Source organism: Cellulosilyticum sp. ST5 (assembly GCF_046529625.1).
GTDB lineage: Bacteria > Bacillota > Clostridia > Lachnospirales > Cellulosilyticaceae > Cellulosilyticum > Cellulosilyticum lentocellum.
The window spans coordinates 2,675,818-2,690,494 of the sequence record NZ_CP132338.1 but is presented as its reverse complement, the minus strand read 5'-3'; the positions used below and the strand labels follow the sequence as shown (position 1 = coordinate 2,690,494).

The 14,677-nt window shown below is 34.4% G+C and carries 16 protein-coding genes and 1 tRNA gene; 16 read left to right on the top strand and 1 reads right to left on the bottom strand.

Going from position 1 to position 14,677, the window contains the following annotated elements; translation table 11 throughout:
* The first annotated feature begins 515 nt into the window (after positions 1 to 515).
* From QTL86_RS13305 to QTL86_RS13240, 14 genes are all read left to right on the top strand, one after another.
* Positions 516 to 1,175 carry an amino acid ABC transporter permease gene (locus QTL86_RS13305; protein WP_127065820.1) on the top strand — a complete coding sequence of 220 codons (660 nt, stop codon included), beginning with the start codon at positions 516 to 518 and terminating at the stop codon, positions 1,173 to 1,175.
* Positions 1,156 to 1,833 carry an amino acid ABC transporter permease gene (locus QTL86_RS13300; RefSeq protein WP_127065821.1) on the top strand — a complete coding sequence of 226 codons (678 nt, stop codon included), beginning with the start codon at positions 1,156 to 1,158 and terminating at the stop codon, positions 1,831 to 1,833. Before QTL86_RS13305 ends, QTL86_RS13300 begins: the two co-directional genes overlap by 20 nt.
* A 12-nt stretch (positions 1,834 to 1,845) precedes the next feature.
* On the top strand, positions 1,846 to 2,601 hold the full coding sequence (locus QTL86_RS13295) for an amino acid ABC transporter ATP-binding protein (protein WP_013655916.1): 756 nt from the start codon (positions 1,846 to 1,848) through the stop codon (positions 2,599 to 2,601).
* Positions 2,598 to 3,464: a cysteine ABC transporter substrate-binding protein gene (locus tag QTL86_RS13290; protein WP_127065822.1), complete on the top strand. Its 867-nt coding sequence runs from the start codon at positions 2,598 to 2,600 to the stop codon at positions 3,462 to 3,464. The genes QTL86_RS13295 and QTL86_RS13290 overlap by 4 nt, the downstream gene beginning before the upstream one ends.
* Positions 3,465 to 3,651: 187 nt before the next feature.
* On the top strand, positions 3,652 to 4,944 hold the full coding sequence (locus QTL86_RS13285; protein ID WP_410495089.1) for a Na+/H+ antiporter NhaC family protein: 1,293 nt from the start codon (positions 3,652 to 3,654) through the stop codon (positions 4,942 to 4,944).
* Positions 4,945 to 5,093: 149 nt separating this feature from the next.
* Positions 5,094 to 5,861 carry a sulfite exporter TauE/SafE family protein gene (locus QTL86_RS13280; RefSeq protein WP_410495088.1) on the top strand — a complete coding sequence of 256 codons (768 nt, stop codon included), beginning with the start codon at positions 5,094 to 5,096 and terminating at the stop codon, positions 5,859 to 5,861.
* A gap of 38 nt (positions 5,862 to 5,899) precedes the next feature.
* A complete protein-coding gene (locus QTL86_RS13275) occupies positions 5,900 to 6,247 on the top strand; it encodes a zinc-ribbon domain-containing protein (protein ID WP_410495087.1) in 348 nt (115 codons plus the stop codon).
* A gap of 277 nt (positions 6,248 to 6,524) precedes the next feature.
* On the top strand, positions 6,525 to 6,830 hold the full coding sequence (locus QTL86_RS13270) for a hypothetical protein (RefSeq protein ID WP_013655921.1): 306 nt from the start codon (positions 6,525 to 6,527) through the stop codon (positions 6,828 to 6,830).
* A 35-nt stretch (positions 6,831 to 6,865) separates the two neighbouring features.
* Entirely contained in the window at positions 6,866 to 7,792 is a 927-nt protein-coding gene (locus QTL86_RS13265; protein ID WP_410495086.1) for a polysaccharide deacetylase family protein, read from the top strand.
* 124 nt (positions 7,793 to 7,916) lie between these two features.
* On the top strand, positions 7,917 to 8,114 hold the full coding sequence (locus QTL86_RS13260; RefSeq protein WP_410495085.1) for a hypothetical protein: 198 nt from the start codon (positions 7,917 to 7,919) through the stop codon (positions 8,112 to 8,114).
* A gap of 109 nt (positions 8,115 to 8,223) precedes the next feature.
* Positions 8,224 to 8,952, top strand: coding sequence for a glycerophosphodiester phosphodiesterase (locus QTL86_RS13255; protein WP_190283530.1), 729 nt, complete (start codon positions 8,224 to 8,226; stop codon positions 8,950 to 8,952).
* 239 nt (positions 8,953 to 9,191) lie between these two features.
* The gene (locus QTL86_RS13250) at positions 9,192 to 10,073 is read left to right on the top strand and encodes a DUF3881 family protein (RefSeq protein WP_013655925.1); all 882 of its coding nucleotides are present in this window, start codon (positions 9,192 to 9,194) and stop codon (positions 10,071 to 10,073) included.
* A 61-nt stretch (positions 10,074 to 10,134) separates the two neighbouring features.
* Positions 10,135 to 10,208 (top strand) — tRNA-Arg (locus QTL86_RS13245).
* Positions 10,209 to 10,442: 234 nt separating this feature from the next.
* Complete coding sequence (locus QTL86_RS13240) at positions 10,443 to 10,928, top strand: hypothetical protein (RefSeq protein WP_013655926.1); 486 nt, start codon at positions 10,443 to 10,445, stop codon at positions 10,926 to 10,928.
* Positions 10,929 to 11,028: 100 nt separating this feature from the next.
* Here the strand turns inward: QTL86_RS13240 and QTL86_RS13235 are convergent, their stop codons facing one another.
* Complete coding sequence (locus QTL86_RS13235; RefSeq protein WP_127065827.1) at positions 11,029 to 12,084, bottom strand: FAD:protein FMN transferase; 1,056 nt, start codon at positions 12,082 to 12,084, stop codon at positions 11,029 to 11,031.
* Positions 12,085 to 12,319: 235 nt separating this feature from the next.
* Between QTL86_RS13235 and QTL86_RS13230 the strand changes: the two genes are divergently transcribed.
* Entirely contained in the window at positions 12,320 to 14,203 is a 1,884-nt protein-coding gene (locus QTL86_RS13230) for an FAD-dependent oxidoreductase (RefSeq protein WP_013655928.1), read from the top strand.
* An 81-nt stretch (positions 14,204 to 14,284) separates the two neighbouring features.
* Positions 14,285 to 14,668: a NusG domain II-containing protein gene (locus QTL86_RS13225; RefSeq protein ID WP_127065828.1), complete on the top strand. Its 384-nt coding sequence runs from the start codon at positions 14,285 to 14,287 to the stop codon at positions 14,666 to 14,668.
* Positions 14,669 to 14,677: the final 9 nt, after the last annotated feature.

Below are 14,677 nucleotides of genomic sequence, written 5' to 3'. Positions count from 1 at the left end.
TAGCCGGTGCACCCTTATGATAGGAAACTAAGACTTTAAGACTCTGATTTAGAACTTTATTTGGTACTACTAGATGTAAAAACGTATTTAGCAACTTATAGATGGACCTCTACTGCTAGCGCGTCAAGTTGATGCTACCTAGACTAAAGCCGAGGAAGTTGCTTATTTTGTTTTACATCTATGTATATGTGATGAACCAGGGGAATCCCTAATGAAAGTTAAAAAATTTTAAAAATCAATTGTATGCGGTAAAAAGTCTAGTATCTGTCCACAACATAAAAAAGAAAAGTGTAGGGCGTATGTGGACACAAAAAAGGAAAAGACATCGAAAAACTAGTAAAAATATTAAGAAATAAGGTCATTAATAAGATTGTCCATTTCATAGAATTAATATGGAATAAGGTTTAGTTAAATCTAAAAATATTGACAAAGTAAAAATAATAAGAGTATACTGAATAAAATAAAAAACAAAACAAATAGGAATACTAGGAAATGAAATCAAAGGAGGGACGAAGATGGATATAAGTGCTATAGAAAGATATGTTCCCTTGTACGTTGAAGCATCTAAACTGACTTTAACCTTAGGAGGAGTAGGAATTGTTCTAGCTGTTCTAGTAGGGTTTATATGTGCCATGATTAGATACTATAAGATTCCAATTGCGAAGCAAGTGGTGGGAGCTTACATAGAATTATCTAGAAATACACCCTTACTAATACAACTTTTCTTTTTATACTATGGGTTACCAAAGTTGGGAGTAAAGATAAGTGCGGAAACCTGTGCAGTGATAGGACTAACTTTTCTAGGTGGAAGCTATATGGCGGAAGCCTTCAGATCAGGATTAGAAGCTGTTAGTAAGTCTCAAATTGAATCAGGCTTAAGTATCGGACTAAATGAATGGCAACTGATACAACATGTTATTTTACCTCAAGCATTTGCAGTTGCTATGCCAGGTATAGGTGCTAATATTATTTTTTTATTAAAGGAAACATCTATATTTAGTGCAGTTGCTTTAGCTGATTTAATGTTTGTTGCTAAAGATTTAATTGGTATGTATTACAAGACAGATGAAGCCCTTTTTCTATTAGTGATTGCATATTTAATTATTTTATTGCCACTTTCCATATTATTTACTTGGATTGAAAGGAGGATGAGATATGCAGGATTTGGGAATTAACGTGCTTTTCCAAGGCAGGAACCTGATTAGACTGATAGGTGGCTTGGGAGTAGCTATGAAAGTAGCGCTCATTGCAATGATTTTATCTGGTGTACTGGGTATTATGTTAGGCATATTGATGACTTCCAAGCACAAGGCAGTAAAAGTGATTTGTAGGATTTATTTAGAAGCTATTCGAATTATTCCTATCTTGGTATGGCTTTTTATCTTTTATTTTGGTTTAACAAAGCTCATTGGTTATCATATAGAGGCAGAGATTATTTCGATTATTGTCTTTACTTTATGGGGAACAGCTGAGATGGGAGATATAGTAAGAGGAGCCATTACTTCCATGCCTAAGGCACAAAGTGATAGTGGCAGGGCTATTGGGTTAAGCGAAATTCAAATTTATCGTTATATTATCATCCCACAAGCTGTAAGAAGAATGCTGCCGGCAGCTATTAACTTAGCAACTCGTATGGTTAAAACTACTTCGTTAATTGTACTAATTGGTGTTGTAGAGGTATTGAAGGTAGGTCAACAGATTATAGAAGCCTCAATTTTAAAAGTGCCTAGTGCTCCTCTGTGGGTATATGGCTTTATCTTTATCTTGTATTTTATTATTTGTTATCCCATTTCTATTTTCTCTAAAAAATTAGAAATGAAGTGGCAATCATAAGGAGGCATACATATGGCAGAAATGTTATTAGAAATAGAACACTTATATAAAAGTTATGATAACAATCCACCTGTTTTAAAGGATATTTCTTTTCAAATTCAAAAGGGAGAAGTAATTGTCATCTTAGGACCATCAGGATGTGGAAAAAGTACTTTATTACGCTGCTTAAATGGTTTAGAGGTTTTTCAAGCAGGAAACATTAAATTAGATGGTGAAAGTATTACTAGGAGTAAGAAGGATTGGCCCCAAATTAGGCAAAAGATTGGCATGGTATTTCAAAGTTATGATTTATTTGCGCATATGACAGTGATGGAAAATATATTATTAGGACCTATAAAAGTGCAAAAAAGGAATAAGGAAGAGGCGTCTTTGCAAGCTGAGAAATTGCTTGAACGGGTCGGATTAAGCGATAAAAAAGATGCGTATCCTCGTCAACTTTCAGGAGGACAGAAACAAAGGGTAGCTATTGTAAGAGCTCTGTGTATGAACCCGGAGATTTTACTTTTCGATGAAGTGACGGCTGCACTTGACCCAGAAATGGTAAGAGAGGTATTAGATGTTATTTTGGAACTTGCTAAAGCAGGAACAACCATGGCTATTGTGACTCATGAAATGAAATTTGCAAAGGCTGTGGCAGACCGAATTTTATTTATAGACCAAGGTGAAATTATAGAAGAAAACACACCAAAAGCGTTTTTTGAAAACCCTAGTACTTTAAGAGCAAAACAATTTTTAAATATCTTTAATTTTGAGGAGGAAACAAAATGAAACAACGTTTAAGAGTATTAAGTATATTAGTAGGTTTATTAGTGATTTTAGGAAGTTTAACAGCTTGCTCAAGTAATAAGCAGGCAAGTAGTAATGGGGAAAGTGCTTCTGGTATAGAAGCTATTAAGGAAAGAGGTAAGATAAGAATTGGCGTCTTTAGTGATAAACCACCTTTTGGTTATGTAGATGAAAATGGAGTAAACCAAGGTTATGATGTTTACTTTGCTAAGCGTATTGCTAAAGACTTATTAGGCGATGAAAATGCTGTAGAGTTTGTTTTAGTAGAAGCAGCAAGTAGGGTGGAATATCTGCAGTCAGGTAAGGTAGATATTATTTTAGCTAACTTTACAGTAACAAAAGATCGTGCTGAAGTTGTAGATTTTGCATTACCTTATATGAAGGTAGCTCTTGGTGTTGTATCACCTGATGGGGCCATTATTACAGATGTTTCTCAGCTTGAAGGAAAGCAATTAATTGTAAATAAAGGAACGACAGCAGAGACTTACTTTACAGAAAACTATCCTAATATTGAACTTCTTAAATATGATGAGAATACAGAAGCCTTTAATGCACTAAAAGATGTTAGAGGAGCTGCACTTGCACATGATAATACTTTAGTATTTGCATGGGCTATTCAAAATCCAGGTTTTACAACAGGCATTGAGTCACTGGGTGGTCTAGATACGATTGCACCTGCTGTTCAAAAGGGTAATACAGAATTACTAAACTGGATTAATGATGAAATTAAAGCGCTAGCTAAAGAGAATTTTTTCCATTCAGCTTATGAAGCTACTTTATTACCTGTTTATGGTGACAGCGTAGATCCTGAGAGCGTTGTTGTAGAAGGTGGAGAAGTTAAATAGATTAAAAATGATGATAAGTTAAAGCTTTAAAAAAGCCATTAAGTAATAGGTGATGGAAATTAAAGAAATAGGAGGAGAGACTATAGAGTTTCTCCTTTTACTATATTTTTGTGGATTATTATAAAGAAATTATGTTAATATAATGGCTATGCGACAACTATGGATATGACGAAGGAGAATAGACATCATGAAAAAAGACAATCAAAAGGGAAATCCCTTTGCACTCTTGCCGTTAGCAGTATTTCTTGTGCTCTTCCTAGGGGTTGGAATAGCTACGAAAGATTTTTATAAAATGCCTGTACTTGTAGCTTTTATTACAGCCACAGCTGTAGCACTTATGTTTAATAGGAAGGAACCATTAAATAAGAAGATAGAAGTGTTTTGCGAAGGAGCAGGGCATAGTGATATTATGATGATGTGCATCATTTTCATTTTAGCAGGGGCCTTTGCTAGTGTAGCAAAAGCCATGGGTGGTGTTGATGCTACTGTTAATTTAAGCTTATCCTTTATACCTTCTCAGTTTCTGGTAGGCGGTTTATTTTTAATAGCATGTTTCATTTCACTATCAATGGGAACTTCAGTTGGAACGATTACTGCTTTAGCACCAATTGGTTTGGGAATTGCAGAAACAACAGGTATGCCTATTCCGTTAGTAATTGGTGCCATTATTGGTGGAGGAATGTTTGGCGATAACCTATCTATGATTTCAGATACTACTATTACAGCAGCACGTACACAAGGCTGTGAATTAAGAGATAAATTTAAGGTGAATTTCCTTATTGTATTGCCTGCAGCGCTCATTACTATTGTGCTATTAACTGTTATGACATGGCAGTATCATCAAGAAATACCAGGAAGATATACTTATGAGTGGGTAAAAGTACTTCCTTATGTGGCCGTTCTGGTAGGCGCATTGGCAGGTGTTAATGTATTTGTGCTATTAGCAGGTGGCACACTTTTAGCAGGTGCTGTTGGTGTACTAACAGGAAGCCTTGATTTATTTGCAGCAGTAGAAGCAGCTTCTAATGGAATGATTGGTATGGCAGAAATCGTTATTTTATCCATTATTATTGGAGGAACGCTAGAACTGATTAAGCGAAATGGTGGGATTGACTATTTGCTTGGCTTTATCAAGCGCCGTATCCATACGAAGAAAGGTGCTGAATTTGGTATTGCAGCTCTTGTAAGTTTAGTGGATATGTGTACAGCGAATAACACGATAGCTATTGTTATGGCAGGACCACTAGCTAAAGACATTGCTGAGGAGTATGATATTGATCCAAGACGTACGGCTAGTATTTTAGATATTTTTTCAGCGTGTATTCAAGGAATTACTCCTTATGGTGCACAGCTCCTTATAGCAGCAGGTTTAGTAGGTGTATCACCTATGGAGATATTAGGTTACTTACACTATCCTATTTTAATGGGCATATGTGGAATTATTGCTATTGTAATAGGATTTCCAAAGTTAAAAAAATAAATAAGTTATCCCCTGAATGAGTACTAACAATTCAGGGGATTTATTTGCAAAGAAATTTAAATTATTATAAATAAAAAGATTTAAAATTGAAAATAATTAAAAAATAATGTAGAATCTAAATACATATTGATGACATTAAGGAGAACTTCATGGAAGAGATAATTAAAAATTTATTCATTGTTTGCCCTCTTGTTTTTATAGCTGGTTTCGTAGATGCAGTAGCAGGTGGCGGCGGACTAATTTCTTTGCCTGCTTATATGATGACAGGAATGCCTATTCATATGGCAGCTGGTAGCAATAAATTTTCAGCTAGCTGCGGAACAATTATAGCAGCAGGTAAGTACATCAAAAGTGGTAAGATTAAGTGGAAAATAGCTATCTATTCAGCCATAGGGGCTATCATCGGTTCAACTATAGGGACCAAGCTAGCTTTGTATATTAGTGAAAAACACCTGAAGGTATTGATGCTTGTTGCTCTTCCTTTAGTAGCTCTGTTTATTATGACACAAAAAAATCTTGGGGAACAATTAGAAGAAAAAAGCTTAGGTGCAATAAAGCTTATAGGTTTATCTGGCATGATTGGAGTTATTATTGGATGCTATGATGGTTTAATTGGACCTGGAACAGGGACTTTTATGATACTTGGGTTTTCCGGATTATTGGGACTTGATTTAGTAACTTCCTCTGGATGTGCTAAAGTTTCTAACCTAGCATCTAATTTAACCTCTGTAGTACTCTATTTTATAGAAGGCAAAGTCATTTTTATCTTAGCTATTCCAGCTGCAGTCTGTAGCATCGTAGGGGCTTATATGGGGGCTAAATTTGCTATTAAGGGTGGTGCTAAAAAAGTAAGATATGTTATTTTTGTAGTGATTGGTCTACTATTTGTAAAGCTACTATATGATTTATTAATGTAAGAAAATGAGTTTTAAATAATTAAATAAGGAGTGGGAGAATGATTATATTTGGATGGGGAAAAGTAACAAAGAAGTTTTTAGGGGCGATTGGAAGATTGCAGTGCGGGCATTGTAACAATGAAGCACAGTGGGAATTATGTGTACTTAGGGTATGGTTTACTTTGTTTTTTATTCCAGTTATTCCATATAAAACGACTTATTGCATGATGTGTCCAGTCTGCAACAGCTACATAGAAGTAAGCAAAGAGCGTTTTGAGGAGTTAAAGGGTGCTTTAAGTGGTGGGATAGATGATGCGATTAAATACGCGGGGAAAACCCCTACACAAATTAGCTATTTAAAAGCCATGGAAGAACAAAGACGAAGAGAAGTAAGTGAAAAAGAATAATCTTTATAGGTTATTCTTTTTATATGAGTAACAATAGTTATAAATAGTTGTGCAAAGGCAGCTTTTGAATTCTAAGTAAGTTAATACAGAAAACAATAAATAGAGATAGATGAAACTTTTTGAGTATTTATTCTGTCTATATATAGAGAAAGTACTTTTTTTGATACATTTTTAAACCCAGGCTCAAAATAGCTATTAAATACCAAATAAATTGTTAGAGAATAAGGTTTAAAACTGTATAAAAAGATAGTATACTGGGTAATAAGGAGGGGATAATGTGAAAAGAAACAACTTGCACTTTGGAAAATCAAAAAACAGATTTTACATGACTTTATTATGGATTACTGGAGGAGCATGTGTTGTAACGAGTATTTTATTAGGAAGTTTTGTATATACTAATATGAGTCTAAATAAATATCACGTAACAATTAATCAATTATCTAGCGAACTAGATAGTATAAAAAGCATGACAGATGAGATGGTACAGCAAGAAAAAGAATATAAAAATCAGCTAGAAGGGCTTAGCCAAGAACTAGCTAAATATGAACCAATCGTCATACCAGAATCAATGAAGAGTGAATAAACATAAGTTAGCATAGGGATGTAGAAGGTGGAAAAATGGCATATAGGAAAAAGCCTCGTGTAGGGGCAACACTCGTATTTTTATTTTTATCAATATTTTTTGTATGTACAACTGGTGTGTTAGCGTTTAAAATGCCCAATAAAGTACAAGAGCTTAGTGGGGTGAAGAAAGAACTTGCAGAGATTGAAGCATCTAAGGTAAGCATGCAAGCAGATTTAGAAGATTATAGTGGTAGAATTGAACAAATAAAAGAGCAAGTAGGACAAGTAAAACTAGATTTAGAAGAAGCACAAAAGAAAAATCCAGAATTAGCAAATTCTTTAGCGGGAGCAACAGAAAAATATGCTTATTTAACCTTTGATGATGGACCAAGTGATAACACTGTTAAGATTTTAGACTTCTTAAAAGCAAATCATTTAAAAGCTACCTTTTTTGTATTAGGTAAAGAAAATCAAGATGATATTTATAAGCGTATTGTAGATGAAGGACATACGCTAGCGATTCATTCTAATACCCATCAATATAATCAAATTTATACAAGCGTAGATAGTTTTATGCAAGATATTAATGCTTTATCGAATCATCTAGAAAGTGTAACAGGAGTAAAACCAGATGTCATGCGCTTTCCAGGAGGTTCCAATAATACTATTAGTATAAAACATGGTGGAAAAGATTTAATGGATCAAATTATTGCGAAGGTTAAAGAAGAAGGATTAGTTTATTTTGACTGGAATGTAGACTCTATGGATGCATCGGCTAATAAACAAGATAAAAACGTAATCGTCAATTCTGTACTAAATGGTGCAGAGGGCCAAAAGCATGCTATTATTTTAATGCATGATGCAGCACCTAAAACAACTACAGTAGAAGCATTGCCAGAAATTGTAGAAGGGCTTAGAAAACAAGGCTTTACATTTGAAAAGTTAACAAGTGAAACAGTACCTGTTCAATTCAAAAAATAATGTATATTAATAAGAAAAAAATACTGAACATCCGTCTTTAAATAAGGCGGATGTTTTTGTATATTTTTAGCTTGTTTGTCTAAAAATAAAACATAGAGGTTATAACATCTAAGGAGTTGATGATATGGCAGGATATGTTTGTAAACAATGTGGTTATCGTAAAACAAGTAGACAAGTGTTAGATTATGTATTAGAACCACCTATTTATCCGTTTATGACCACTAATAGTATACTTCCTTTTATGGCAATGGACTATATGTGGGGAAGTGAAGAAGTGTGTCCCAATTGTAAAGCAAACTACAGTTGGGAGTTAATGCCATAATTTGTTTATAAGATTCTCATAAAAAAGGTTAGAAGTTATTCTAAAAATAATATATAATATGTCATGAGGGAATATTTTTTGATTGTATAGTATGAAAGGAGAGGGAACAATGAATAGAGTGTTAAATATTGCTCATAGAGGATTTAGTGGTAAGTATCCAGAAAACACTAATATCGCCTTTGCAAAAGCTTTAACTGAAGGATACTGTGATGGCATCGAAGTAGATGTGCACATGACAAAAGATGACAAGCTGGTTATTATTCACGACAGCAAATTAGACCGTACAACTACTGGTACGGGCTATATTAAAGATCATACACTTGATGAACTCCTAGAGTTTGATGCAGGCGTGAAATATGACCCTAAATATAAAGGTGAAAAAATTCTATGTATTAAATCAGCACTAGAGCTAGTGAAAAAATATAATGTTAAGCTTTATGTGGAAATCAAAGATAGTGATGAGGACTATGAAGCTATTGAAGAACAAGTTCTTGATCGTGTTAAATTAGTAGGTGCAGAGGACAAAGTTATTTTATCTTCTTATAATGTAGAAACATTAAAACGCATTAAAACTATGGCACCTAATATTCAAACGGCTTTACTTTGTAAAGAAATGCCTTTTGATATCCGTAGCTATCAATATGCAGATTCTATTTCTTGTGATTACACAAAAATGGATAAAGCTGCTATTGAAACAGTTCATAGCATTGGTAAAAAAGTAACAGTTTGGGTAGTTGATGATATAGCAGATATGAAACTTATGAAAGAATATGGTGTTGATGCAGTAATTACAAATCATCCAGATACTTTCAATGATGTTATTAACGGTTTATGCTAAGAAAAAGAGTATAGGACGTAAGAAAAGCTAGCTGGCTTTTCTTACGTCTTTTTTATGCGTTCTTTATATGCATCTTATACACTTCATGATAGGGTATATTATAGCCTTATGGGAGATATATTTATAGTAGGCCTATGGTATATAGGATAACTTCTAAAGATAGCTAGTCAATAAGGAGGGATTGCTATATAATATAGGTAGAAGATCATATAGGCAAAAGGATAGAGAGGGGGATGGATATGGAATCTCCAATTGCAGCAATAGGCTTTTCTGATATAGAAAAAAAATATAATCTTGAGAAGATTGTGAGTGGCATTCTAGATAAGCCAACGAAGCAAGTTGCAAGTCGCAAAGCAAATCAAGATATTATCGCAGAGTATTTAAAAGAATTTGGAAAAGATATGTATGTCATGGTTAGGATTGTCGTAAGGGCAGACCAAAAAGATACTAAGCTTGAAATAGAACAGTGTGAACCTTATTTAAGTAGTCATTATACCGTAAAAGTAGAAGATCTTAGTGTAGAATGCATAGACGACGAGTATAATTATTATGCTATTTGTGAAGAAGCAGAGACAGGCATGCAATTCATTTTTTGGCTACAAAATGTAGTAGAATATACAGAAGCAGTAGAAATGATGCAGACTTTTAATGAAGTTCAGATTGCAGCACTTGCCATGGAAGGTACTGTTGTGCTTCCTATTGAAAAAGATGAGGAAGATGAGGCTGTAGAAAAAGAAGAAAGAGAAAAAATTAAAGTGATGCTTCAAAAAGCTAGAGAAGGCGATGAAGATGCTAGAGCTAAATTAGAAGAAGAAGAAAAAGAGTTAGATGATCAATTAAAAGAGCGTATGTTTGAAGAAGATTTCCTTTCTATTATGAGCGGTTATTTTGTACCGACTACTTTGGTAGATGCTACGTATGCTATATTAGGAGAAATTACAGATATACAGAATAGAAAAAATACGCAAACAGGAGAAGAATCATATCTTTTCACTTTAGATGTAAATGATATGCCGCTAGAAGTCCTTATTAATAAAGCTAATCTTGTGGGATATCCAAGCATAGGTATGCGTTTTATGGGTACTTGTTGGCTACAAGGAACTATTGTGACCTCTAAATAGTACTTGACGAATAGCAAATAAAAATGTAGTATAATAATTGCGATAACTTTTAAAGTTATAGGTTTCCGTAGCTCAGTAGGATAGAGCGACCGCCTCCTAAGCGGTAGGCCGCTGGTTCGATTCCAGTCGGGAACGTATAAATGCAAAAAAAACAGCTTATAGGGTTTTTAGCCTATAAGCTGTTTTTTTATTGTAATAAAGGTTTTAGTTAATATACAGAATGTATTTACATATTATTCATAGGATAAAAAACAAAGGTGGAGTAACTGGAAAGAAAAAATTTGATGAAAAGTCGACGTAAATATTGAAATGATACAAATATTGCTATATAATGTGGAAGTTACTATTAATATATTTTTGGAGGACAATATGAAAAAATTCGCAGTATTAGCTTTATTATTAAGCTCAATGTTAACATTAACAGCTTGTGGTTCTAAAACAGAAGCGCCAGCAGAAACACCAGTTGCTACAGAAGCGCCAGCAGCTTCTGAAACTCCAGCAACAGAAGAAGCTTTCACAGGTGAAAAAGTTGGTGAAGTAGCAGATGAAGAAGGAAAAACAGTTGCAACTGTAACATTTGAAGCTGGGACACCAGTAAGCGTTAAATTTGATTACATTAGTACAAAAGATAACTCAAGTAAATATGAAGCAGCAGCTGCTGGAACATATGACATGGGTGAAGGAAGTACACCTTGGAATGAACAAGTAGATTCACTTGCTACATTCTTAGCTGAAAATAACTTCGATTTAGAAAAAGTTACATTAACAGACGAAGATGGTCACACTGATGCTGTAACAGGTGTTTCTATCAAAGTTCCTGCTTTATTAGAAGCAGTAAAAGCTGCATTAAACTAGTAAAGACACATATAAAACTACCCTAGTATAAGAGGTTACCTCTTATACTAGGGTAGTTTTTGATTTGGTAACGGATTAAGAAACGAAGTAGTGATAGATACTAATTAGCTAAAGTAAAAGCATCATTAGTTAGGGTGAAAATATCTTTTAATCCCTCTGTGATATAGATTTTGTAATCCGTTGTTATAAAAATAGCCTCAACATCAGGTTGGCTTTCAATAAATTCAAGACCTTTTTCTATACCAAGAGCAAAGACAGAAGTAGAAAGTGCATCCCCATCTGTAGAAGATTTACTGATAATGGTTACACCAGCAATTTCATTCTCATAAGGATAACCTGTTTTAGGGTCTAGAATATGATGATACTTATGACCAGCTTCATCTTCGATGTAACGTTCATAAATACCTGATGTAACGATGGAGTGATCAGCAGTCGTTAGGCGCCCAATAATTTTACCTCTGGGATTAAAAGGATCTTGAACACCAATATTCCATAAAGAGCCATCTACTTTAGTACCTAAGGTATAAAGGTTACCACCTAAGTCTATTAAAGCATGCTGAACACCTTGTGAGCGAAGTAAGTCAGCAATTTCATCAGCGGCATAGCCTTTACCAATGCCGCCTAAATCTAACTGCATTCCCTTTTCTTTTAAATAAACAGTTGAATCTGCAGCATTTAATGTGGCTTTATCAAATCCAACTAAAGGGAGGGCCGCCTTAATTTCCTCAGAACTAGGAATCCTGGCCTCAGGGAAACCAATGTTCCAAAGTTTAACAATAGGCCCAACAGTAATATCAAATGCACCATCAGTAAGTTCACTATAAGCTAGACCTCTTTCAATTACCTTAAAAGTATCTTCATCTACTTGAACAGGTGCGATTCCAGCTTGGTTATTAATTTCATCAATTAAAGTGCCTGTTTTATTGATACTTAAGGTATCTTCTAATTCATGGAGCCTATTAGCTGCTAAATCAAGTATTTCTTCAGATTGATGGTCATAAAGAGAGATTTTAGCAACCGTCCCTAAAACAAACTCTGTACGGGATAATGGCTCGACTGTAGTAGGCGTGGCTTGATTACAGCCTGTTAAATAAATAACACCTATTAAAGAAGATAATATAAGAGACAGCCCAAATTTTTTTAAATAGTTATACATTTTTTCCTCCATTTAATGACTAAATGAAAGCTTAAAATAAGCTTTCTAGCCTTTATTATACTACAAAATAAATAGAATGGTATACGCTTACCAAGGCTAAACTGGAAAAACTATCTATTGAGAAAAATAGCAAACTAATAGTAGACTTCTTAACAAAAATTCGGTATAGTAATTATGTAAAATAAACTAAAATAATTAATTACAAAAATGAGACACATTATAAACGAGGTGAAGGATGAGTAAAGTAACGAATATCGTTATACTTGGGGCAGGTTATGCTGGAGTGCATGCCGCAAAAAAACTTGCTAAAAAGTACAAGAAAAATAACGATGTACAAATCACACTAATCGATAAAAATCCATATCATACTCTCATGACAGAACTTCATGAGGTAGCAGGTGGCCGTGTGCCAGAAGAGTCAGTTAAGGTAGACCTTAGCCAAATCTTCCACAGAACGAAAGTAAAAGTAGTAGTAGACTATATCGATAATGTAGATATAGCTGCGCAAAAAGTAAAAACAACATATGGTGAGTATGCATATGATTACTTAATGATTGGAATGGGTAATGAACCAGCATCTTTTGGTGTACCAGGTGTTGATGAGTATGGATTTAGCCTTTGGTCTCTTGAAGATGCCCTTAAAATCCGAGAACATATTGAATACAAATTTAAAGCAGCTTCACTTGAAAGAGATGAAGCTAAAAGAAGAGAAATGCTTACTTTCGCTGTGGCAGGTTCAGGCTTCACAGGGATTGAGATGGCAGGTGAACTTCTGGAGTGGAAATCAACGCTTGCACGTGAGTATAGAGTAGATGAAAGCGAAGTATCACTTCTTGTAGTAGAAGCAGCAGGCACTATTCTTAACATGCTAGATAGAAAACAAGCTGATAAAGCTGAAAAATATATGACTAAACATGGTGTACGTATTTTAAAAGATAGTCCAATTACAGAAGTAACACCAGATGCTATTACATTAAAATCAGGTGAAGTGATTAAAACACAAACACTTATTTGGACTTGTGGTATCCAAAATAACACTGCATGCTTAGCCTATGGATTAGAAACCACTAGAGCTAACCGTCTTCAAGCTAATGAGTACATGCAATCAACTCATCATGAAAATGTATATCTAATCGGTGACTGTGCATACGTAGAAGAGGAGCCAGGTAAAGGAAATCCTCAAATTGTAGAAGCGGCAGAGCAAACAGCGACAACAGCAGTGAAAAATATTATTGCTTCTATTGAAAACAAAGAAAAAGTAAAATTCAAATCTAGTTATCATGGTTTCATGGTATCAATAGGTGGTAAATACTGTGTAGCAAATTTAATGGGTATTAAACTTTCCGGTTTCTTTGCTATGGCAGCAAAACATATTGTAAATATGATTTACTTATTTGGAATACTTAATATTCCGGCTGTATATCACTATTTACAACATGAATTCTTTGATATGAAAGAAAATAGAACGATTCTTAGAGGACACTTAGCTTCTAAAGGTAATCGTTTATGGCTCATTCCACTTAGACTTTATGTGGGCTGTGTATGGTTATTAGAAGGTCTTGCTAAACTCTGTGGTGAAGGTACATGGGAAACTGCAGTAGATGCCTTATTCCATAAAGGTGAGTGGCTATTTACAATTGGTGCAGACAGCTGGGTAAAAGCTGGTAATATCAATATGCCATTTTCATGGCTTCAAGATGGTTTAACAGGTGCTTCATCAGCAGCAGAAGGTGCAGTAGAATATGCAACACCTATTTTAAGTAGTATGCCTAAATTCTATGAATCTATTATGAAAATCATGATTCCAAATGAAACTATGGCTAATATTTTCCAAATCATGGTTGTTATTTTAGAAATTGGGATTGGACTTGCGCTTATTGCTGGTTTATTCACATGGCTTGCTTCAGCAGCATCAGTATTCATGACTATGAACTTTATACTTTCAGCTATGGCTGGATGGGATATTTTATGGTATACTTTTGGTGGAATTGCTTTAATGAGTGGTGCTGGTAGAACATTTGGTCTTGATTACTATGTAATGCCATGGATTACTAAGCTAGTAGGCAATTGGTGGATTGGTAAGAACAAGCATATTTATAAAGAAGAAAAAACTGCTTAATATAAATGATTTTATTTCGCCTTACCTTTGTGTAAGGCGAAATTTGTATGTAAAAGTTGTTGGTAAAAAGAGGGTAACGCCATGAAAAAATGGGATAAAATAATTATTGGAGTGTTATTGCTCATTTCCTTCTTACCGTATCTGTTATTTAAAGTGTTTTTGTTAGGAGACTTTAATGGTACCTATGCTTATATTACGGTAGAAGGTAAGCCTTATATGGATATTCCTTTAACGGGACAAGTTACGTCTAAGGAATATACGATTAAATCGTCAATAGGAACAAATGTGTTAGTGGTAGAGAATGAAAGCATCAGAGTAGAAGAAGCAGATTGTCCAGATCATCTTTGTGAGGAGTTTGGGGCAAAAAACCAAGTTGGTGATGTGATTGTTTGTTTACCACACCAAGTTTATATAGAAATAAAGGGTACTGACCATAATAATGAAGTAGATGGCAGAATTTATTAGGAGGAGAAA